The organism is Candidatus Omnitrophota bacterium (assembly GCA_025453395.1).
In the GTDB taxonomy this organism is placed as follows: domain Bacteria; phylum Omnitrophota; class Gorgyraeia; order Gygaellales; family Profunditerraquicolaceae; genus JAlOQK01.
In genome coordinates, this window is record JALOQK010000001.1 from 1 (window position 1) to 21,328 (window position 21,328).

General features: G+C 41.7%; 21 protein-coding genes and 2 tRNA genes. 1 reads left to right on the plus strand and 22 read right to left on the minus strand.

The genetic code is table 11. From position 1 onward, the window contains the following. The coding region (locus MUF05_00005) for a hypothetical protein (protein ID MCU0665477.1) at positions 1–1,339 on the plus strand (1,339 nt) is incomplete at its 5' end. A gap of 30 nt (positions 1,340–1,369) precedes the next feature. On the opposite strand, the gene MUF05_00010 is transcribed toward MUF05_00005, so the two are convergent. The 22 genes from MUF05_00010 to MUF05_00115 all read right to left on the minus strand — a co-directional run bounded on the left by MUF05_00010 (position 1,370) and on the right by MUF05_00115 (position 21,328). After that, positions 1,370–1,945 (minus strand): hypothetical protein, encoded by a 576-nt coding sequence (locus MUF05_00010; protein ID MCU0665478.1) that lies wholly within the window; start codon positions 1,943–1,945, stop codon positions 1,370–1,372. Further along, positions 1,945–2,523: a methyl-accepting chemotaxis protein gene (locus MUF05_00015; protein MCU0665479.1), complete on the minus strand. Its 579-nt coding sequence runs from the start codon at positions 2,521–2,523 to the stop codon at positions 1,945–1,947. Before MUF05_00015 ends, MUF05_00010 begins: the two co-directional genes overlap by 1 nt. A gap of 10 nt (positions 2,524–2,533) precedes the next feature. Next, the gene (locus MUF05_00020; GenBank protein ID MCU0665480.1) at positions 2,534–3,013 is read right to left on the minus strand and encodes a SurA N-terminal domain-containing protein; all 480 of its coding nucleotides are present in this window, start codon (positions 3,011–3,013) and stop codon (positions 2,534–2,536) included. 240 nt (positions 3,014–3,253) lie between these two features. Next, complete coding sequence (locus MUF05_00025; protein ID MCU0665481.1) at positions 3,254–6,214, minus strand: filamentous hemagglutinin N-terminal domain-containing protein; 2,961 nt, start codon at positions 6,212–6,214, stop codon at positions 3,254–3,256. A gap of 183 nt (positions 6,215–6,397) precedes the next feature. Continuing rightward, positions 6,398–8,098, minus strand: a complete 1,701-nt coding sequence (locus MUF05_00030; protein ID MCU0665482.1) for a BamA/TamA family outer membrane protein — start codon at positions 8,096–8,098, stop codon at positions 6,398–6,400. A 109-nt stretch (positions 8,099–8,207) separates the two neighbouring features. Further along, the gene (locus MUF05_00035) at positions 8,208–9,257 is read right to left on the minus strand and encodes a hypothetical protein (protein ID MCU0665483.1); all 1,050 of its coding nucleotides are present in this window, start codon (positions 9,255–9,257) and stop codon (positions 8,208–8,210) included. Between the two features lie 12 nt (positions 9,258–9,269). Further along, positions 9,270–10,094, minus strand: coding sequence for a hypothetical protein (locus MUF05_00040; GenBank protein MCU0665484.1), 825 nt, complete (start codon positions 10,092–10,094; stop codon positions 9,270–9,272). Between the two features lie 149 nt (positions 10,095–10,243). Next, positions 10,244–10,909: a M48 family metallopeptidase gene (locus tag MUF05_00045; GenBank protein ID MCU0665485.1), complete on the minus strand. Its 666-nt coding sequence runs from the start codon at positions 10,907–10,909 to the stop codon at positions 10,244–10,246. Positions 10,910–10,915: 6 nt separating this feature from the next. Beyond that, the gene (locus MUF05_00050; GenBank protein MCU0665486.1) at positions 10,916–11,185 is read right to left on the minus strand and encodes a cupin domain-containing protein; all 270 of its coding nucleotides are present in this window, start codon (positions 11,183–11,185) and stop codon (positions 10,916–10,918) included. A 13-nt stretch (positions 11,186–11,198) separates the two neighbouring features. Beyond that, positions 11,199–11,399, minus strand: coding sequence for a DUF6485 family protein (locus tag MUF05_00055; protein ID MCU0665487.1), 201 nt, complete (start codon positions 11,397–11,399; stop codon positions 11,199–11,201). Between the two features lie 38 nt (positions 11,400–11,437). Then, positions 11,438–12,406, minus strand: coding sequence for a hypothetical protein (locus tag MUF05_00060; protein MCU0665488.1), 969 nt, complete (start codon positions 12,404–12,406; stop codon positions 11,438–11,440). 369 nt (positions 12,407–12,775) lie between these two features. Then, a tRNA-Ser gene (locus tag MUF05_00065) sits at positions 12,776–12,864 on the minus strand. Between the two features lie 154 nt (positions 12,865–13,018). Beyond that, on the minus strand, positions 13,019–13,771 hold the full coding sequence (locus MUF05_00070; GenBank protein MCU0665489.1) for a response regulator: 753 nt from the start codon (positions 13,769–13,771) through the stop codon (positions 13,019–13,021). A 20-nt stretch (positions 13,772–13,791) separates the two neighbouring features. Further along, positions 13,792–14,256: a tRNA adenosine(34) deaminase TadA gene (gene tadA / locus MUF05_00075; protein MCU0665490.1), complete on the minus strand. Its 465-nt coding sequence runs from the start codon at positions 14,254–14,256 to the stop codon at positions 13,792–13,794. Between the two features lie 186 nt (positions 14,257–14,442). After that, positions 14,443–14,516 (minus strand) — tRNA-Arg (locus MUF05_00080). Positions 14,517–14,706: 190 nt separating this feature from the next. Then, positions 14,707–14,955 carry a prepilin-type N-terminal cleavage/methylation domain-containing protein gene (locus MUF05_00085; GenBank protein ID MCU0665491.1) on the minus strand — a complete coding sequence of 83 codons (249 nt, stop codon included), beginning with the start codon at positions 14,953–14,955 and terminating at the stop codon, positions 14,707–14,709. A gap of 8 nt (positions 14,956–14,963) precedes the next feature. After that, the gene (locus MUF05_00090; GenBank protein MCU0665492.1) at positions 14,964–16,139 is read right to left on the minus strand and encodes a S1C family serine protease; all 1,176 of its coding nucleotides are present in this window, start codon (positions 16,137–16,139) and stop codon (positions 14,964–14,966) included. Further along, positions 16,139–17,269 (minus strand): response regulator, encoded by a 1,131-nt coding sequence (locus tag MUF05_00095; protein MCU0665493.1) that lies wholly within the window; start codon positions 17,267–17,269, stop codon positions 16,139–16,141. The genes MUF05_00090 and MUF05_00095 overlap by 1 nt, the downstream gene beginning before the upstream one ends. A 5-nt stretch (positions 17,270–17,274) precedes the next feature. After that, positions 17,275–17,649, minus strand: coding sequence for a response regulator (locus MUF05_00100; protein MCU0665494.1), 375 nt, complete (start codon positions 17,647–17,649; stop codon positions 17,275–17,277). Between the two features lie 16 nt (positions 17,650–17,665). Continuing rightward, positions 17,666–18,028, minus strand: a complete 363-nt coding sequence (locus MUF05_00105) for a response regulator (GenBank protein MCU0665495.1) — start codon at positions 18,026–18,028, stop codon at positions 17,666–17,668. Positions 18,029–18,030: 2 nt separating this feature from the next. Continuing rightward, positions 18,031–20,796, minus strand: a complete 2,766-nt coding sequence (locus MUF05_00110; protein ID MCU0665496.1) for an ATP-binding protein — start codon at positions 20,794–20,796, stop codon at positions 18,031–18,033. Positions 20,797–20,803: 7 nt separating this feature from the next. Continuing rightward, positions 20,804–21,328: a PAS domain-containing protein gene (locus MUF05_00115; GenBank protein ID MCU0665497.1), complete on the minus strand. Its 525-nt coding sequence runs from the start codon at positions 21,326–21,328 to the stop codon at positions 20,804–20,806.

A 21,328-nucleotide genomic window follows, 5' to 3' on the forward strand; every position in this document is an offset into this window, starting at 1 on the left:
TTTCCCTGTTTTCTTGCAAGGCATATCCAAGAAAACGATCCTCTATGCTTTAGTCATGGTCTTAGCTGTAGCTTTGGGCATAAGTTATTACACATTAACGACAAAGAAATTCTGCACTGCCGAGGCCAACCAATTCTTCGCCATGCGCATCTGGTCACAGGTATCTGGCGGCACAGGGCCACTACAATCTCTTTCTGATAAAAACATTGCTGTGGCCTTTATAGATGGCGCTCCCCCTGAACAAATGGTAAAAATAATCTATAAACGCGCAGGAGAAGCCTTCAGAGAAAACCCCTTGCGGATATTAAGGGCCATTAAACTATCCTACCAATTTTTATTTAGGGGGCTTAATTTCCCCTTCAGCAAAGATAAAATCGCAAACATCCTGTTTAGTATCGGCATATTCTTCATCATGTTCTTCATGTTCTTTGAAGCAAAAGACAAAAACCCTGGGAATATAAAACGCGGCATCCTTCTTATCCTGCTTTTAGCTTTAATCTGCGCTAATAATGAAATTACCCCTCTTATCTTATCCGGAATAGGCTTGTTGTATATTTTATTTTACGGAACAAAACCGCAAAGGTTATTTATTATTTTATACTTTGCTGGAATCGGAACTTCGCTTATTCTTAACGGCGGTGGCGGCTATGAACGCGAATGGCTTTCTCTTGAACTATTGCTCTATTACTTATGCGCTTCAGGGATTTACGCGCTTGTTCAAAGCCCTCCCCCGACAATAACCCAAAAGCCTATGTTATGGGCAGAGAATAAAGCCATAAAACAAATCGCCTTGCTTTTTGTTTTCTTACTGTTAATTTTTATTATCATCCCTGTATCCTTAAGAAATATGCGCCCAAACGGATACCCGTTATATGCTAAAATACAAATCACAAGCGCTGACATACAAATAAAATCTAAAAATAAACTGCCCATATTGTCTCCTGAAGAGTTAAAGGTATTTCTTTTGCTATGGCCGAAACCATCCTATGAAAAATTAAACGGAGTATACGCCTATATAATCTTAAGGCCATACAGAAGCTACCATCTTGTCCATTTGAAAGCTAACGAAGGCATAAGCTATGATCCGGATACTTTCTGGCCGCTTAGAGAAACAAAATTTACGCGCATGGTTTATATTGAAGACCGTTTAATCTTCCAAAAGGAAGCAGAAAGGCTTTTACTGGATCTTGAGGGAAAAGAAATAATTGTATTAGGAAGGCTTCTGGGCAGAGAACGCAAGTATTTTACTTCTACCGGATATGCGATCGTAGCGGAATACATCGGGTATCAAGATTGTTTTGGGAAAATACTCTGGGCAAAGGTAGGTAGTTTTACCTAATAACAAGCTTGCCTTATTGCTCTTCTTTCTTTATTCCAAAGATTTACGCAATTGATACTCCACGTAACCAGAGAGAATTTCCGCGGTCTTATGCGAAGGCTGAACCACAAAAAAATTGCTCGTTACTGCATGCGCAATCTCATGGCCCAAGATCCCGCGCGCGCACCCGGAAGAGGCAATATAAATAGTATTTAGTGTATAGGTATAAAAAGATGGGGCACTTATATCTGCTTCAAAAAGCTTGTTGTAAATAGCCTGCAGATGTTGCTGATCACGACAAACCTTAAGGATACCGCTAAAGTCATTAACATTCATTTCAAGAATATTGCAGGCGCGCAAGAATAAAATATCTACCATTGCTGCTAATCGCTGGGCAGATGAACCCTCTATCCTGCCCGGATAACCAGCTAATATCCTTTCGGCTTCAGTAACATTTAATTTATCAACAATAAGCCCGGGGTCCACGCCATCGGCGCAATAAATGGTAAAGTATCTGCCGTTTATTTTATTGCCAAAGCCAAATCCATCGTCAAAACAAACCCCCGGCTTTGAAGCTGAAAAAAATATAATAAAAAATATTACATAAAATACAAAACGTTTTGTCATCAAACCTTAAAGTGATGTAAAAGATCCTTTAATTCCTGTGATAATTTCTTAAGCTCATCAAAATCTTTTTGTTTATCCTCGGGCAGGCTAAACCCGGATAAAGAATTAACCTTGGCATTTATCTGATCACTTGCTTTTTGTATCGCGGTTATACTTTGTTTCATAGAATGAAGCACTTCATTTAAGGCGTCAGCCATTCCCTGGAGCTGATCCAGGCGGCGGATACTAAACCCTATGCGCAAGTCTCCTTTGGCCATACCCTCCATTATAGAGCGCAAGCGGTACATGGGGCCGGATATTTTATGCGAGAAAAATAATGTTACCCCTATAGCTAATATTCCCACAATGATCATTACGACGCTTACAGTCTGGATAAGCACCGGCATCAAGAAATCCGCGGTCGTGCGCACAACTACCCGCGAGTCAACGATAGAAACCGTAGTTGAGGATGAAGAGAAAAAATACAGGCTTAATACCGTTAAGGCCCCCCCTAAAACCACCAAGGAACAAAATTTAACAATAAAACTTATCTGAAATTTCTTATCAATAAGATATTTATGCCTTCTTGCTTCAGCCATATCGCCCCCTTTATTTATTCCCGATCAATAAATTCTCATTTATACTGATACTAGCCTGTTTACGCAGATCATCAATCCAAGCATCCATCAGATCAGCCTTTTTCTGTCTTAGAATATCCTGAGACTTATTATCAGAAACTTGCGCATCAAGGCTTCTATTTTTTGCTTCAAACGCGCGCTGAAGCAAAGACTGCTCCCAGAAACGCTGGATCATCTTTAAAAAATCCCTATCCTTATCTAAACCTTTCTTCTGGGCATCCTGCATAATAAGCTTACGATTAATCAAAAGGTTCAAGAAATTCTTGCGCGACTGCAAGGTATCATTCGCATAATAAGCGGAAGACCTGAATTCCTCTTCAAACTCATCTTGAGTGATCTTATAATTGTTCACCCGCGCCAAAACAGTTCCTCCTGCGCTATCATTGGATTTTACGCATCCAGAGATAAATAGGCCTGTAAATAAAAATATTCCGCATAATAAAATACGCATTATAGCCTCCTTGTTCAGCAGGAACACGCCCGCTTATCCAATTAAGCGGGGCGCCACCCAGAAAGGGCGCACCTGGCCTTCCTATAGGCCAGGGCGTTCCCAACAAAAGCAACATCAAACAGTAAATTTTGTCGGGTGTATCATGTAATTATCACAAACATTATACTATATGGCGTTTAAAAAACAAGGGGGACGCTTTCAGGCATCCCCCTCTTGTAAAACAAAACTAAAAATATACCATTATAGTTGCTGCTTTTTGCTTCTTTTCTTGACTTCATCTAATATGGGCATCAAACCATCGTGCTTAGGCATACCCAGCGCTCCGTCAATAAACTGATACGCCCCTTCTTCAAGGACAAACTTATCATACGCGGAAACATCCGAAGCAACTATCGGCTGATACAAAAATGTAGAACGCATCAAACCATCTGAAGACATCGCATCAAACGGCCTCACCTGCACGGGATTCTGCAGTCCTAAATTCTCTAATACCGGAAATATATACTTAAGGGTCATCAGATATTCCTGCTGCACTCCAAAAACAGGCGCAGGCAGCGCCGGCCAAATCTGTAAAGTCCCTGAAGGATTGACCGCTGAAGGCGGCAACAAAACCGTTGTGTCGCTATCAGTATCACGATAGAAAATATATCCCGGAGGAATGACCCCTCCTGCCAGATCTATAGCTGGCGAAGGGTACACCCCTGTTATAGCAGTTGTCCCTGGACGCACAATACCTTCAAAAGCTGCGCTTGCTCCAAGAACTCCGCTTAGGCCGTTTATCGTATATAAAGGCGCAGTACTTCCTCCGATTTGGACTGTTAAACCTGCTGTGGGGATAAACCCGAGAGGAACTGCTGAAAGCCCGCCCGGCAACGCCTGAATGGAGATACGCAACGGATTATAGATTGTCATATCCGTTGGCGTGCCCCATCCAATCGTACCTTTAGGCGCTGAGAAATATGAATAACCGCCTGCGGCCACATTGATGTTACTTGAAGAGCTACCAGCGTAGATCGAACCCTGAGAACTTTCAAGGTAAACCCCGCCATTAAACGAAACAATAGAATCCACGATCATACTGCCAAGGCTTCGTATATCTATAATACCGTTATTGGCAAAGATCGCTAACAATTCCAATAAACGGCTTGTTCCCTGATTTATATAAACATTGCCAACCCCAAAAGAATTGGCGTCTACGATATCTACATCAGTAGCAATAGCGGCTGACTGCGTTCCGATATTACCAGATGCTAAAAGGCTCAAATAATGCGCGACTATTTCTCCGTAACCGAAAATAGATCCGCCAAAAGTCCCAATATTCACGTCATTGGCATTGATATTGCCCACATTAACATCACCGGAATTTGTAACAAGATAAACAAGGCTATCTGTTCCAGAAGCCAAGATATCTCCTAAGGCGTTTATGCCGATATTTGCCACCATAATAATATTAGCAAATCCATTGGCGCTTAAAGCCTGTATCAAGCCTAAAGGAAAATTTACTTTTGCGGCATTTATACTAATTATCGCATCGCCTTTTGAATCTACCTTTGCCAAAAACTCACTGTTATTTACATCAACACTATCTACAGCCTTAACCTCTACTTTAACATCGCCATTAAAAGATTTAGCGGATATTAAACTGTTATTCACCGTCTTAACATCATTACCAGCCTCCACTAAAAGGTTAGCGTCACCGCTTATGCCCATGGCAGCAACCTGGCTCGAAGATACGTTAACGTCATTGCCGGATTTTATATCAATACTACCATTTCCGGAAATAGAGTTTGAGGCAATTTGACTGTTAACTATATTAATATCATCATCTGCTAACATCGACAGGTCAGCATCTTTAGAAACAGACACCGCAGAAGCTCTGGTAGCTTGCAGATTTATATCATTTCCGGCATCGACCCCCAAAACGGCTTTGCCAAGTCCAGCATACGACAACAAGAAACCTCCATTTGAAACAACATCATCGCCAGCCTGCAACTTAACGCTAGAAGCCCCCTTAGACGTAGTCGCAGATATATAACTGTTAATCAAATTTATATCGTTTCCAGCAGTAATATCCACATCCGCATTCCCATTGATCAAGGATAGCGACAAGAAGCTGTAATTTTCTATATTAATATCTCTCCCGGATTTAAAATATGCCAAAGCGCTATCAACAAGAGCATTCGAGGTAAATCTGGAGCCGCTTAAGTTAATATCATTATCCGCTGTAATATTGAGCGCCTTTACGAAATTAATTACACCATTATTGTCTATGTAGCTTGAAGAACCCGCCTTTAAATTAACTGTAGCGGAATTAATTGTGCCGCTATTATAAATATCTGCTCCACTTGAAACCAATTCCACTACCCCATTATTTAAAACCATAGAATTGGCATTTATGATGCCTGTATTATTTATCGCGTAATCAAAAATATTGTTTAAAATCTTGGCGTTAAGCATTACATAACCAGAGCTGATGGCCCCGGAATTGCTGATTGCGCTGTCGCTTGTGATGGGATTGCCAAAAATATCAAAGATCTTATCTTTATCTATAGCGGTATTAATCACCACAGAAACACTGGGATCAAGCATCAAGGTCATCTTTTTTCCTGATGCCAAAATTATATATCCTAAGGGCGCAATTAAAGACCCTTGATTATCTACTGCGCCGGCCAACAAACAAAGATAGCCGTTATTACCTATATTAATACTCCCCTGATTGACAATAGACCCATTCTTGAATAAAGGCGCTTTTTGAAAAACAAAGTTGCCGCTTGCAATACCATTATAGAAATCACCCCTTGTCATCCACAAGGTAGATGCCACAAGAGCCGGGGCATTTACAGAGCTGCCTGCGCCAAATAAAATGCCATTGGCATTAAGAAGAAAAAGGCGCATTTGCGCGTTTAAGCTGCCGAATATATTAGAAGTGCTTCCACTTATATCGCGGTTCAAAACATATAGAGAAGAATTCCCAAGGTAGTTTACGGTATGCCCGGAAGCGATATTAAACCCGCCCACCCAATCAATAACAGAATTATTCCCAACATTAACTTGAAGAGTTGAAGAATCAGGATGAGAAAAACTGACGGATGATCCGGGACTGACTATAGGCAGCTGAGGAAGGTCTCCTGCTAAAACAAATTGCGGAAAAATCAACAATGAAACAAGAATGCATCTTAATAGAACTAATTTTCTAGACATAGGGCTCTCACTTTCTGATTGTTAAGCAATCTATATGGGTAAGCTAAATTATTATATTCTAAGAACTTGCGGGTCTAGTTGAAAGGACAAGCTAAAGGCAATATGCGTAAGTATATAGCATAAAATGCTAAATGTCAAGATAGAATTACAAATTATAAAAACTTTCTAAAAGTATTTATGCTGTTAAAACCTTTTAGAGACTTCTAACAAAACATGCGCGTGATCACTGTCTGAAGGAGTATTATCCAAAGGCCAAGCAACCTCTACTTTAGCGAAGAAATCTTCCGGCAAACTCAAACGTAAACCGCAGCCGGTTGAACGAAGAGTGCGTGACTTCTCTTCCCCAGCCGCCACACGGCGCAAGCGCGCATTTGCCCAGTCATAAAACACTACCCAACGCAAAGAATCATAAACTGTAGCCTTAGAAAAAGGTACCTTCCAGCTGCGCGCAACCGGATACATCGGCAAAGACCATTCCCCGGTTATGGAACAACCCTGATCCCCCACTACTTCAGCTGCTGGATACCCGCGCACATTCACAATGCCTCCGATTTGAAACTGCTCTGCCGCTGGAAGCACATTATTAGTAAATTGAAACTGGTTTTTCCATAAAAAAACTGAGTCAAAAGGCATACGCTGCACACGCAACAGATTCAAATTATCTTTGGCAAAACTTCCGCCTGCCCCTGATATAGAACAATGGCTATCAACATCATTTAATCCGCCCATAATATTAGGTATACCTAAATTAACATCATTGGTCAAAATAGTGCGGCCAAAATTATCGCTTTGGTCAATATCAAACCCTATACGCGCAACTCTTAGCCTGTCGCGGCTTGTTTCTGTGTTAGCGGTAAAATTATAAATATCTTTATGGTCAAAACCTAAAGTTAAATTTGCCAGAATATTATCTGTATACAGCAGGTTTTGCGTGGCATAAAAGGAATAATACTGGCTTTTACCGCGTATGTTCAAATCCCTATACTCTCTGCCTAAGGCTATTCTGGAACGCGCGGTAAAAAAACCTAATTGCAGGCCCTCCGTGACCGGAAACAGATAACGCGCGCTTAACAACTGATAATCTTCTCGCTGAGAAACCTGATACTGTATAGATAAAGAATCATCAAGCCCTAAAAAATTATTATGAGAAAGGGTCACGCGGTAACGATCTTTATCCACATAGCGCGAAGCGTAATTATCATAATCAAAGGCCACATGCATAGGCAAGCGGTCTTTTACCTCTAAATTGACATCGGTAGTAGCTGGGACTTTTCCGGGAGCCAAAACCGCTTTGACATTTCTATCCGGATTTTCATTGATTCTGCTTAGGTCTTTGCGTAAAGAATTATAATTGAATATTTCGCCTGATTTAAGCCCGATCCTCTTCATCAACAAGGCAGTCTTGAAATATTTATTACCCTGCATTTTAATCGTCCCGGTAACCCCTTCCACTACGCGGATCTCCAACAAGCCATCTTTAATTTTCTGCGGCGGCAGATACGCGCGGGAAGTAATATGCCCATTTTTGCGGTAAAGCGCGGTTATCGCGTCAGCAATACCAACCATCTGCTTAAGGGTCAATTCCTTATTCTGATACGGATCAACAATAGCGCGGATATCTTTTTCAGGGATAATGGTAACCCCTGATACTGTAATTGACTTAACCAAAGCCTTTTCTTCATTAACCCCGGGGGCTTCTTCTTTAACTGCCGGCTCTTCTACCTTGGTTTTCTGGCGTTGACGCTCTATTTTCTCCCTAAGAAGCTTATCCTGCAATATCTGCTCTTCAGAACGCTGGATTTTACCCGCCTGCTGGGCAAAAAGCGTTGGTTGTACAGCTAGACAAAATAAACCCAAGAATAGAAGCCTTGTTAATCTGTTCATTACTGCCTCCTTGATATAATTGGTTCAAGAAAACGAATACTTCTTATATTACAGCTAAAACCCTTAGAAAACAAATGATTTATTCAGGGAAATGGTTCCTTGCCTTTTCTTAGCGGGCCAAATATTTATACAGGATATTGGCTAAAATCATGTTCCCTCTGGCATTAAGATGGATCTGGTCCACATGGAACTTTTGATAATCGTCATCAAATATCCTGCGCAGGTCTAATATGAGGACATTATTATTGCCTAAATAACGCTGGTTAAGCACAGATAAAAACTCTGCCTGTTGCAACCTATGACACTTATCAAGAATAGATCCTGCATTAACATCCTTAAAAGCACTGCCAAATTCAGGCAAGTAAAAAGAAGGGCGCATATGCGGCTCTATAATGACTATGACTTTGATATTTTTGCTTAAACATTGATCAATTGTGTCTATTTCCGCGCCCAACATAACCTTCAGCCTCTTCTGGTTCTCCTCCATGATATCGGCATCTGTGCCATAAGCCACGGGGATGGGCTTACCCTTGTTGATATTTCTTAATATATAAGTATAGATCCCGGGCAGGTTTATTTTAACCATATAAGCAAAGTACCTGACAACCGGATTACGGATATAAGGATTAACATATGAACCATTGGAATTGGAATAATCAAAAGTTTCATAGGAATATTTATTTTCACTTATTTTCTTAGTTATAATCGGCAGATCATTATAGCCATCGTGCAGAATAATGCACTCCGGCTTATAAACAAAAAGTATTTTCTTGATAAAGAAATTTGTAGCTATTGAGCTTACCCCGGAAACCCCGCAATTATAAACACTGGCACTATTTGAAGTCTGGTAATTATGGCTAAACAACTCTCCCAGAATATAGGGAAATGATTCTTCGGCCGCATACCCGCCATGGGTTGTAGAACCACCAACACAAATGATCCAAGGGCGTGGATCACTTTTCTTAGGGGGATGGCTGTGGGTAAAAAGTCCGGTAAAGCTTACTATACTAGGAGAAACAGTGCGCGTAGGAGCAAGAACAAAACCATACTTAGATTCAAGGCGCATCTCAGCAAACCAGACTATCGCTATGCATATAGACAATGAAACAAAAAAAGCGATGAAATTATGCAACCATCTTTTAACTTTGAGATTATCCATCTAAGTAGGAATTTATTCTAACCTTATTTTACCGACTAGGCTTTGGCCAAGAAAAACGCTGTATTCTCCGGGTTTTAGGCTGTCTATTATAACAGACGTACTCCAGAGACTAGGCATGTAGTTCTCAATATGCGGCCCTTTTCGCCTTTGCATATTGATCAATAACTCTATTTTATCTTGTCCTGATTTGACTTGCGCGATCCCAAGCATAGTCCATCTAAAATCGCCTGATCTGGCGATTACAAGCTTAACCGGCTTACCCGAATTAAAAATTACGAGGTTTTCTGCGGATAACTCTTGCCAACTTTCTTTTATCCCTAACTCTTCTATCTGGCCTAAGAAAACTCCCCTATCAGGCACTTTCGCCCATGGAACAGCCTCATCCAAATTATTTGTGGCGTAAACATGCCCATTGCTAAGGTAGCCTGCGTCCTGCCAAACATCTTGCGGATACCCTACTGACATAACGTGCTTTTCTGGATCTGCGTTATTATACCCTATTGCTTCAACTTTCGGCAAATCCTGTTTTTTAATAAGAAACCTTATTTCTGCTTCATATTCTGGACAGACATCGCATGCCGCGCAAACTGGTATTTCATTTATTTCTTTTCCCAATATCTCTATCTTTTCTTGAGCGAATTTTTGCTCTTGTTGCGCGATAAGATCCGCTAGATTGTCAGCTACAGGCTCAACAGCAGAAAGAAATTTATAACCTCCCGCTGGCGCGCATTGCGCTGGGCCCTTAAAACTTTTGTTCACCCAAACTTTAGATTCTCCAGCAGCAAAGCAAATATTAACAGCTAAAAATATCGCGATTAAAATTAAATTCGGTTTCATAATTAATCCTCCTCTGCCTCAAACCGGCACCCACAAACATTGCACTCATAAACCGACATTTCCTCATTCGGCTCAACGAATCTAGTATCTTTGCTGGTGCATTTAGGACATTCAACCGGCGGATTCCAGTCAGGCATAATATTCCTTTTCTATATATGCAATAAATGTTCGTTAGCTTTAAGCCAACTTACGTGTTTTTTATAATCGGGGATAAGCGCCCTGACCTTACACCAGAAATTCGCTGAATGATTCCGCTCTTTTATATGCGCAAGCTCATGCGCCAGCACGCAATCAATTACCTCTAACGGCGCCATGGCCAATCTCCAGCTAAAATTCAAGCTACTCTTATTCGCGCAAGAACCCCAGCGCTTCTGGGCGCCGGTAATTGCGATAGACATATTATCAACTCCTGCTTGCCTCGCATACCAAGCTATCCGCTCTTCTATTCTTTGCTTGATCTGGCTCTTATACCATTCTTTAAGATTCTCTTTTGCCTTTAAAAGCATGCTTCTTGGAAAATATAAATATTCTCCGATTGATATCTGTTTTTCATCCACGATTTTCAGTCTAAAAGCCTCTCCCAGATACAAAAATTCTTCTCCATCAACAAATTCTTTAGGCCTAGTTTTTGGCCGGGATTGAATATCGCTTATCTTTCTTTTAATCCAGGAACTTTTCTTACTCACAAGCTTTTCAATATAATCAAGCGGCAAGCGCATAGGCGCGCGCACCGTCAAAGCCGCATCCGGGCTTATAACCAGCGCAACTGTCCGACGCTTGGACCTAATAATCTTATGTATTTTAATCTGTTCCATATTAGATTAGCGAAAATTATAGTGTTTGCGCACAGCTTTCTTAATATCCCATACGCAAGAAAGGCCTTTGGGGAAAGTTACAAAATCCCCCTTGCCAAAACTTATCTTCTGTCCGTCTTTTGGCTCTATCACGACTTCGCCTTCTAAGATATAACACTCTTCTACCGAATCATAATGCCAGTTAAACCGCGAAACTTCTTTGGCCCAGATAGGCCATTCAAAAACCCCCATCTCGTCAAGCTCTTCCTGGCTTAACTTCTGAACTTTGATTTCCATAAAACAGCTCCTTTTATCTGCCGCTTTTGGTTTTTATGAAATTCTCCATTGAACGGTCATAGGTGCGCCCAGCTTTTTTATCAAAATAACAAGCCGGCAGTTCATTGTTTGAGCGATGATAGGCAATACATTCACAACACACTCCATGCCTGGGACACCCGGGATAAGTGCAGTTACATACCGCATCATTCTTTTTCTTATTTAAGCAGTCCATTTTCTCTTAAGCGCAAGGTGCGCCCATATTCCAACAACCTACCTTATGATCTTCCATTCTTTTTTCGCTGAAATCATTTTACGGCATAATGTTATATCTTGCTCGGTAAATAAAGAAACCTCTTTTCGCGCAGGAAAATCTTCCAACATTATTCCCAGCGCCTCGGCTGCCCAATACCTTGCAGGCAAAAGTATTGTATCGTCTGACTCGTACAGCGGCCCCTCATCACTATTTAAGTACTTCGCCAAAACAGGAATTACCTCTGGTTGGCGTATATATTGCAGGCGGCTAAATAAGACGCTATATCTCATCATCTTGTCTTTCTCCTGCTCTACTAATTGGATACACCGTATTATATCCTCTTTGCTTCCCATGCGCGCCCGTGCCCTGCGCGCAGCCCAGCTAGTTGTTCCGTACCAACTACCGGCATGTTCTTTTTTCTCATATTGACGTTCGTCTTCAAGAAGATTTTTCAATAACGACAGTATCGATTTTATATCTGCCACGCCGCAAATAAGTATAATATTATGAAAATCTCTACTGGAATCTGATTTCGCGTAATATGATAAAAAATCATTCTCCAGCCACTTCTTTGTATCTCTAGAAAAATCTGATGCGGTGAAATCTAAAAGACACTTAGCTACATGCGGTTGCACAAGAGGAGAAGAATCTGCCAGCGATCTGGTAAGAATACCAACGATACGGATGCGATCAGCCTTGAGGGGAGCGTTATTTACCCCTATTTGCCACAGCATTGCACAAGAAATATACCTGACGTGTTCTGAATCATCATGCATGTATCGTTCAAGGAAAGGCAATAAATTTACACCATAAGTTTCTACTAATTGATTGGTCCTTATTGTAACTGCTTCTCTGTTCTTGGTCTGACTCATCAAAGTTGCAAGCGAGCTTTCCATTTCCGATAAAGAAGTTTCTTTTTCTTGGGAATAGCCAGAAGCCAGAATAACTGTTCCTGTGAAAACGAAACTGAATAGCAAATAAATCATTACTCTGAATTTTATCGACATAAGTATCTAGTCTTAAAAGAATCACCCATTTTTTGCTCTCACAATAAAGGGGACGATTCTATTTATTCCATTATCAGGAATCATAGAAACGCCCCCTTTTGGTTGTGCTCATCACAGAAACTATATTATGGCTCGACAGAGCCCTTATTTAAGGTACGCCGCCGCATTCGCTGGGCTTACTCCGGCTCGTCAGAGCCTCGCCGGAGTCCGTTTTTCTTTTTTAAAGGTACAGCGGCGCATTCGTTAGGATTACTCCGGCTCGTCAGAGCCTCGCCGGAGTCCGTTTTTCTTTTTCTATATGTTGCGAGAAATTATCTCCAGATAATTTCTCGCATTAAGGAAGAAAAACGGAGAGGCTGGGATTTGAACCCAGGGACCCAGTTTCCCAGGTCAACTCATTAGCAGTGAGTTGCTTTCGACCACTCAGCCACCTCTCCTTGAGCACAAAAATCTTTTATCCAGCGAAACTTCGCGAAGCGAAGTAAGAGCACAAAAATCTTTTATCCAGCGAAACTTCGCGAAGCGAAGTAAGAGCACAAAAATCTTTTATCTATCTCACCTTGGAATAAAGGATTGCCAAGTGCGCATTTGCTATGCAGACTTTACCAAAATATCCAATTCCTGCTGGAATGATTGCTCGCTAATGCGCGCGTCAAAGAACATCGTAGCCTGAGCATTCAACCAGGTATCTTTAATCCTTCCGATATCCCGCTTTTGATGAATACCAGAATCATCAAAGTTAGCGTCTGAATACAGCAAAATCGAAGTATCCTGATTCTTGGATTTCTTTAGCGCAAGCATAAACTGTCCCGCGTCCTGCGTTACAAGATTAAGATGGACAATAAGCAGATTATATTTAAATTTATTGACCTCTTCCCAGAAAAGCCTCTCTTCATTAACCGGGCTGATCACGTAATTATATTTATGCAAAGCAAGCGATACCCGGTCCACCAAAGAGGTATTGTCTGTCAATACCAGCGCCTTGGTCTGAAGTAAAGACGTAACCCGATTCACCAACATCCCCGCATCACAAGGTTTGTCCAGAAAATCATCAACCCCAAAAACCTCAAAAGTATCCTTCATCCTGTTCTTAGCTGTAAGCATGACAACCTTGATCCCGCGGGTAGCCAGATCCTGGCGGATTTTCTTAAACAAAGTAAACCCGTCCATTACCGGCATAATATGGTCCAAAATTATCAAATCCGGCTTCTGTCTCTGGATCTTATTCCAGGCCTCTTGTCCATCTGAAGCAACATCAACAGAAAACCCCTCAGACTCAAAACGAGCCTTTAGCACTTTCTGCACATCAACTTCATCATCAACAACCATTATTTTCTTATTCATTTGACCTTTCCTTTTAGAAATTATTGATTTTGCGCGCGCTTCTTGCGGAAGAATTCTGTCAAAAGACCAGCGCAATCTTCTTTTAAGACGCCGCCTTGCGCCTTTATGCGATGATTCAATTTTTTACTTGCGGCGATATTAAACACCGAGCCGCAGGCGCCGGTTTTAGGGTCGGCCGCGCCAAAAAATACATTTTTTACCCTGGCTAAGACAAGCGCTCCGGCGCACATACTGCAAGGTTCAATTGTAACATATAGCGCTGCGCCATTCAACCACTTCTGCTGCAGATAATTTGTTGCGCTTGTTAAAGCGATCATCTCGGCGTGCGCGGTAGGATCTTTGAGGCGCTCAACCTGGTTATGTGCGCGGGAAATTATCTTCCCCTCATGCACAATCACGCAGCCAACCGGAACCTCATCCTCTTCAAAGGCTTCTCTGGCCTCTTTCAAGGCCTCAAGCATGTAAAATTCATCTAATTTCTTCATGAAAGCTAAAAATTAAAAGCGTAAAACGAAAAACCACATCGTAAAATTCAAAATTTTTAATTTTAAATTATAGCTTTGCGTTTTTAGTTTTGCGCTTTTAGCTTTAAAAGCGCGCCCAGCCCTTCGACTCGTCCGCCAAAATGCGGCGTCCTCGCTCAGGACGGGCGTTGACTTGCAACAAATATACGCGCCCAGCAGGAGTTGAACCTGCAACAACTTGCTCCGTAGGCAAGTGCTCTATCCAATTGAGCTATGGGCGCATAGTAAATGCGCGCTTGAGCCTGCCGGCAGGCAGGCAATACCGCATAAGCGCAAGGTGCGCAAAATTTGTATGGTCGCACAAAAGAGTTTTTATTATAACCTATTTTATCGCTTATTCAAGGAGATTGTTTTATTGCTACCCGGAATTGTTTCATAATCTTATGCGCTGCATTGGTTTAGCTAAAGCGTCTACTCTTTTATTTCCTCCAGTTCCTTGGCGCGCTGGGCCTGGATGCCTTCAATCTTGCTCTTGGTGTCATTAACAATGGATTTATAACTTGTGGTGCTTATGCCCTGCTCGTTAAGGGCTTTTTGAGTTTGCGTATCGGTAATAACCGAGCCCTTCTTAAAATATTTATTCATCAGCTGAAAGTATAAAAACAAAACTATAACCGTAACAATCAATATCTCTATTAAAGCAAAACCTTTTTTAAGCATCCTGCCTCCTACTTATTATCTGCGATCTGCTTAATGTAATTTATCGGAACGGCAAAATTTACATTTTGCGAGAAAAGAAACGAAGCTAAAGTCGTAATCCCCACTACTTCCCCGTATTCATTCAAGACCGGCCCGCCGCTAGACCCCGGAGAAACCGGCGCGGTCATCTGCAAAAGTTTCATTTTATCATTTGAGCGTATCGCGCTTATCACCCCTGTTGAAACCGACCGCTCAAAACCTGAAGGATTTCCCAAAACCACAATATCCTGACCGTTCACCAGTCGGTCTGAATCTCCGGCAAAAAGAACCGGTAGATTTTCCGCCTTGATCTTAATCAAAGCTATGTCCAGATCCGGTACCCCCTTGATAAAATACGCCTCTTTATAGGTCTTATCCCCGATTTTTACTTCGACTTGCGCCGCCGATTCTACCACGTGGAAATTGGTCGCGATCACTCCGTCGCCTGAAACCACAAACCCGCTTCCCAAACCAAGCCGCGTTCCGTATTTATTCTTAGTGGTAATCGTGGCCACCGCAGGCATGCATTTCTGAGAGATGTCTGTGGAACTCATCTTTTTTCTTTTTCTGCGGCTTAAAAAACTTAATTTAAAATTACCTATCTCCTGCATGGAGGCGCGCTTAAGCAAAACCCCCTTCTTGGGTTTATTCACCATGGCAATAATACTTTCAAACGGATTTCGCGCCTGGTCTTTATTGTCATCTTTATAACACTGCAGGGTGTAGGCGGTAAATAACGAAATAAAAATAATGCTTAAGATTACTTTGGTTACCTTCTTGAAACGCGCGCCCGCCCAAAGATTGATCATCCCCAATGGCGAGAGAGGCGGAATAAGGGTAAAGAAAACAAACCGCTTGCGAAAATACCATTTCAAGTTCTTTTCATTCTTATCGCGCAGGAGGTTTGAAACAATCACCATCACAAACCACGATACGATCAGACTGCCGTGAAAAATAACTATTCCTAAAAGATTGTTCCTGCCTGCCGCATATCCCAACATGGCATTGCCCCATAAAATAAGCAAAAACCCCAGAATAAGCGGATGGTCCCCCAGGTTAGCGATAAACCAGTTTTTCGCCTTTTCGGGAGTAGCCCTTTTTATCTTGCGCCGGGAAACCCGAAGATACCTTCTGATTTTATTCTTTTTCTTTTTCTTTTTCATCATTAGAGCAGAGTTGGTATCTGTCCGAGGCACTTCTCCACCATCCCCGGGAAATCCTCCTCGGCGACCCTTAAGTCAAAAAAATTATCCGCCTTTGCTTCCAGCCACTTGTTAGAGATCTCGCGCAGCACAACAATGTTTCCTGTTTCTGTCCCGGGGGTCTTAGAATTAGAATAAATAATAACCGGGGTATCCTTATTTTTATCTTTTTTTATAAGCGCTATAAACTGCGCGGGCTCATAATTAACCACAGATGGCACATAAACTACAATGAATTTATATTTAGAAAGCGCTAGATTCTCAAACATTTCCTTTTCAGTTTTTACCAAAACCGCTTTACAGCCTCTATCCCAAATATCCTGGCCTATTTTCTTAGCTAATCCGTCGGCATCACAAAGCACAAGCGCCTTGGGCAAAAGAAGCTCTTTGGCAAGGTCCACAAGCTCTCCCGCGTCAAAGGGTTTAGGCATAAACGCGTCTGCCCCTGCCATTTCAAAAGAATCTTTTAACGGCCCCCGGGCGGTTAAAACAATTACCGGGATACTTGAGGCGTAGGGGTCGCTTTTAATTATCTTAAAAAATTCATACCCATTCATTACCGGCATCATAAAATCAAGTATGATCAGGTCCGGAGATTCAGATTTTACTTTCTCAAGGCCCTCTTGGCCGTTGGTGGCGGTTACCACCGCATAGCGGTTCGCTCTAAAACGCACCTCCAGGACTTTTAACAGATCTGCTTCATCATCAATAATAAGCACCTTTTTCCCGCGGATCTCTCCTAAAAACTTACGCGCCTTGCCCGCGACTATCCCCGGAAGAAAAGGCTTCCTAAAAGAATCATTGATCTGCCCCTCTTCAAAAAGCTCCATCATGCTGCCGTACTCACTGGCGACAATAATCGGAATATCCTTAGTTTCATGGTCTTTTTTAAGTTTGGCCGCGAGCTGATAACCATTAATCTTAGGCAAAATCACGTCCATTATAATCAGATTCGGAACTTGCGTCTTAGCTTTCATAAACCCGTCTTCACCGTCAAAGGCCACAACCACATCATAACGCTGGGCCTCAAGCTCTTTGCGCATCAACTCCAAGACTTCCACATCATCATCAACAATGAGTATCTTCTTTGCCATAATACTTATTCACTTATCCTTTTTTGTATTTCACCTAAAAGATCATTTGGCTCATAAGGCTTGGCAATAAAAAAATTACCTCCGGATTCCCTGCCGATATGCTCCTCGTCATTTTTCGTCACCAGGCAAGTCAGGAATATAACCGGAATATTCTTAGTTCCAGGATCCTGCTTTAATGCTGCCGCCACGTCCGCGCCGCTAATATCCGGCATCATAAGGTCCAAAAGGATTAAATCCGGTTTTTCTTTCTTGGCCAAGAATATAGCGTCCTCTCCATTATTGGCCTTTAGTACCGCATAGCCGGTTTTTGAAAGCCTTTGATCCAAAACTTTCAAGACATTCTGCTCGTCATCAACTACAAGTATTCTTTTCTGTGCCATAAAATTATCCCCTTTCTTAACTAAGAAATTTTTTCGCCTTATTAACCAATCCTGCAGAATCAAACGGCTTAAGCAAGTAATCATCCGCCTTAACCTGTTTTATCTTCTCATCAAGCTGATCCACGCTTGCGGTAAAAATTACCACCTTTATATTCTTTAACTTCTCATCGCTTTTAATTTGCTGACAAACATTGTACCCGTCTATTATAGGAAGGCGCAAATCCAGAAACATCATGTCTGGAGCAGTCTGCCGGACAAAATCCAAAGCCTGCTGGCCATTAATAGCGGTAAAAACTTCGTAGCCGGCCATTTTCAAACGCACTATCGCTACCTTTAACACATCTGGCTCATCATCAACAACAAGTATCCTCTTAGGCATGGTCATACCCTCCGCTCTACAATAGGCAACAAGAAAGAAAATGTTGCGCCCTGTCCATATGTTGACTCTACCCAGATTTTCCCTCTATGGATCTCAATTATTTTTTTAGCGATTGCCAAACCTAGCCCCGTTCCGCCAACCTTACGCTCATTGGGAGATTCAAGCTGGCTGAACATTTGAAATAATCTATCTTTGTCTTCTTCTTTTATCCCCGGGCCGGTATCGCGCACAGATACTATCTCAACATTGCCATGCCTGCCGGTACAAACAGTGATCCCCCCTTGTTGGGTGAACTTCAAAGCGTTATTCATCAGATTAGTCAATACCTGAATAATTTTATCCCGGTCAATTTTTATATCCGGCAGAGCTTCTTCCAAACTCATCTCTAAAGTCAAATTCTTAGCTTCTATTAAAGGCCGCATAGCCTGAACAACTTCTGATACAAGAGAATTAAGGTTTCCCTCTTTGATCTTAAAGACCATCGCCCCGGCGTCTAATTTCTGAAAATCCAATACCTCATTAATAAGCCGCGCTAATCTGTCCATATTTTTACGGGCAATATCCAAGAATTCTTTCTGCTCGTCGTTAAGAGGCCCCAGCGTTAGATCCTGCACAAGCGCGATGCCTTCCTTTATCGCGGTCAAGGGAGTCCTTAACTCATGCGAAACAACTGAAATGAAATCCGACTTTACATGCAAAGCCTTTTCAAGGTCCTGGCTGTATTTCTCCATTTTATCCTTAGCCTCTGTTAGGTCTTCAAGGATATTAAGGGTGGCTTCCTGGACACGGCTTAGTTCTTTGGTGCGCTCTTCAACTTTCTCCTCGAGATGTCTTGAGAAATCCTCTATTCTGTGTTTAGCAACAATAAGCGCGTCCTGCTGCTTTTTAAGCTGAACAATCATTTCCCTGAAGGCTTCTGCGAATTGTTCAATTTCATCTCCGGTCTTAATGTCTATCGGATAATCCCATTCTCCGGCGATGATCCTCTCTGCGGCTATATTCAGCTTCCTGATCGGCACAGAGAACCGCATCCCGATTTTTAAACTCAAGAATATTGCGATAGAGATTACAACAAGCATAAGCAATACCATCCCGATTATCAAATTTCCTAATGAAGCAAATAATTCTTCAATATCCTGCAAAACGCAGACATACCAAATTACTCCGTTTTTACGCAAGATCTGATTGTCTATCCTGTAAATGGAATTGAAAGAGCCGCGGCGTTTGCCAGTATCTTCTATCCTCCCGGACATCAAATCACTTCTACTTAAAGCCTTAAGTATGTCCTTTTCGCTAAACAACTGCGCGCTAAAAGGTTTTATATTTTCATGAAAGATTACGTTTCCTTTTCCATCAACTAAAGCCGCATGCCCGGTTATCCCAGCGCGATATTTCTTAAGTGGAGAGAAAAACAGCCCTATCTCAATATATTCTTTAGCCGCTCCAAGAGCCTGCCCTGCCTGATCAAAGACCGGCAAAGCTATAGGAATACTCAAGGCGTTGCTTGACTGATCCATCTCGATATCACCGACAAAAATATCACCTTTACCTTGTGAATAGGCCTTCTGCCACCATAGCTCATCCGCCTGATAAAAATCAGTTGTTTTACGAGAGGCAGCAACCAATCCACCATAACGGTCTGTCAGAAATATCTCGGCCACTTCCCTATCCACATCTGCCAACTCTTTCAAGTCTAAACTTACCGGACTTTCCAAAAGACTCAATAATTCAGGCGCATCAGAAGCCCATAAAACATCTTTTTTGAGCATGTCTTCTACAATAGCTTCCGAAGCAACAGAAGAATATTGGGCATTCTGCTCAATAACCGCCTGCCTCCACCGGTTCTTTCCCAAATGTACCTGAAACTCATATATCTTGTTGTCGATCATATGGCCTATGGAATAAGAAAGCGCCTTGGCAACTTCTAACTGTTTACTTTTAATATCTCTAACCATAAATTGATACATCCACGAAATAATGATCACGCAAGTCAACAAAACAGAAATAACCGCCACCGAAGAAAAAACAATAGAGAACCTTCCGGTAATACCGCGGCGTATCTCTATGCGCTTTTTATCTCCATAAAAATAAACTCCAGTTAAGAAAAAGAAACTTAAGGCCAGGATGATCGCGCAAATCATCCGGTAAAACTGGACAGGCACTCCAGTTAAATCATTAAAATTAGGATAATTGATAAAAGAGGCAAAAATAAAATCTGCTTTGGGCACAACAATTCCGCTTAATACCCCATAAGCAAAGAAAGTTACGGAAGCAACCCACGTAGAAACTAAAACAGGCCTGGGGACTTGCTTCATATCTGCTTGAGAGTAAATAGAATATAGCCCTATGGCAGTCATCCATGTACCGGGCAGACAAAGGAAATAACGCGCGATTATTCCGGAAATAAGAAAGTCTTTTGTTAAAAAATACCCGAATAGCCATACAGCTACTACCGGCACCCATAGGTATTTCAAATATCTTAAATTATTATTTGCTTTGAAAATGACCCGAACCCCGAAAATAACCAAAAAAATAAAAGATAATGGAAGAAGAATTGCCCCCACAGTTTTAAGAATTGCCACATCAAACGGCTTGCCTATTAATATCAAAAGGTCAACCCACTCATTTATCCCGTGGATGAACCCGAATACTCCGATCATCCATAAATTATCGGATAAACCAAACAGGTCATTTTTCTTGGGCATCAACGAGATAACAAGGCCCATCAGTAAAAATGCCAAACCGTAAAAGAAAAAGATTACAAGCATTTATCCACTACCTTTGTTTTAACTGTGATTCTAGTTGGACAATTTGAGCTTTAAGTTCTTTCATCTTCAATTCCCTGTCCACGGTAATCCTTTGAAAACGCTCTAAGGCCTCTATCCTTTTGTGTAGCTCATCCTCTATTTTCTTGCGCTCGCTTATATCCTTAGCAACGTGCACAACTCCAGCATATTCATTATTTTCATCAAAAATGGGAGATGTAGTCACTAGCAGAGGAAAACCTATTGCCGGGTCATTAACTTCTTCTACATGCGCAAAATGATCAGCGTTAGTTTTCTCTAAGGGACATAAATGCCAAGGGCTATTAGATTTATGCATCACTTCGAAGCATTTCATTCCTACAATCTGATCATAAGTTTTCTGCAAAAGATCCAAAGCCGCTTTATTGGCCTTGACTATTGTATGGTTCTTATCAATTATTAAGATCGTGTCTGAAATAGCGTTAAAGGTCCTGTCCCATGCGTCATGGCTTTTTCTTAAACGATCTTCCAATCCCCTGCGCTCTAGGTCATCCAT

What these genes read in the sequence shown, in the direction of transcription:
- MUF05_00070 (MCU0665489.1), bottom strand. Translation starts at nt 13,771, where the DNA reads ATGAATAAGAAAATAATGGTTGTTGATGATGAAGTTGATGTGCAGAAA.
- MUF05_00025 (MCU0665481.1), bottom strand. Translation starts at nt 6,214, where the DNA reads ATGTCTAGAAAATTAGTTCTATTAAGATGCATTCTTGTTTCATTGTTG.
- MUF05_00100 (MCU0665494.1), bottom strand. Translation starts at nt 17,649, where the DNA reads ATGGCACAGAAAAGAATACTTGTAGTTGATGACGAGCAGAATGTCTTG.
- MUF05_00035 (MCU0665483.1), bottom strand. Translation starts at nt 9,257, where the DNA reads ATGGATAATCTCAAAGTTAAAAGATGGTTGCATAATTTCATCGCTTTT.
- MUF05_00095 (MCU0665493.1), bottom strand. Translation starts at nt 17,269, where the DNA reads ATGGCAAAGAAGATACTCATTGTTGATGATGATGTGGAAGTCTTGGAG.
- tadA (MCU0665490.1), bottom strand. Translation starts at nt 14,256, where the DNA reads ATGAAGAAATTAGATGAATTTTACATGCTTGAGGCCTTGAAAGAGGCC.
- MUF05_00010 (MCU0665478.1), bottom strand. Translation starts at nt 1,945, where the DNA reads ATGACAAAACGTTTTGTATTTTATGTAATATTTTTTATTATATTTTTT.
- MUF05_00015 (MCU0665479.1), bottom strand. Translation starts at nt 2,523, where the DNA reads ATGGCTGAAGCAAGAAGGCATAAATATCTTATTGATAAGAAATTTCAG.
- MUF05_00050 (MCU0665486.1), bottom strand. Translation starts at nt 11,185, where the DNA reads ATGGAAATCAAAGTTCAGAAGTTAAGCCAGGAAGAGCTTGACGAGATG.
- MUF05_00030 (MCU0665482.1), bottom strand. Translation starts at nt 8,098, where the DNA reads ATGAACAGATTAACAAGGCTTCTATTCTTGGGTTTATTTTGTCTAGCT.
- MUF05_00020 (MCU0665480.1), bottom strand. Translation starts at nt 3,013, where the DNA reads ATGCGTATTTTATTATGCGGAATATTTTTATTTACAGGCCTATTTATC.
- MUF05_00055 (MCU0665487.1), bottom strand. Translation starts at nt 11,399, where the DNA reads ATGGACTGCTTAAATAAGAAAAAGAATGATGCGGTATGTAACTGCACT.
- MUF05_00110 (MCU0665496.1), bottom strand. Translation starts at nt 20,796, where the DNA reads ATGCTTGTAATCTTTTTCTTTTACGGTTTGGCATTTTTACTGATGGGC.
- MUF05_00090 (MCU0665492.1), bottom strand. Translation starts at nt 16,139, where the DNA reads ATGATGAAAAAGAAAAAGAAAAAGAATAAAATCAGAAGGTATCTTCGG.
- MUF05_00085 (MCU0665491.1), bottom strand. Translation starts at nt 14,955, where the DNA reads ATGCTTAAAAAAGGTTTTGCTTTAATAGAGATATTGATTGTTACGGTT.
- MUF05_00045 (MCU0665485.1), bottom strand. Translation starts at nt 10,909, where the DNA reads ATGGAACAGATTAAAATACATAAGATTATTAGGTCCAAGCGTCGGACA.
- MUF05_00115 (MCU0665497.1), bottom strand. Translation starts at nt 21,328, where the DNA reads ATGGATGACCTAGAGCGCAGGGGATTGGAAGATCGTTTAAGAAAAAGC.
- MUF05_00040 (MCU0665484.1), bottom strand. Translation starts at nt 10,094, where the DNA reads ATGAAACCGAATTTAATTTTAATCGCGATATTTTTAGCTGTTAATATT.
- MUF05_00060 (MCU0665488.1), bottom strand. Translation starts at nt 12,406, where the DNA reads ATGATTTATTTGCTATTCAGTTTCGTTTTCACAGGAACAGTTATTCTG.
- MUF05_00105 (MCU0665495.1), bottom strand. Translation starts at nt 18,028, where the DNA reads ATGCCTAAGAGGATACTTGTTGTTGATGATGAGCCAGATGTGTTAAAG.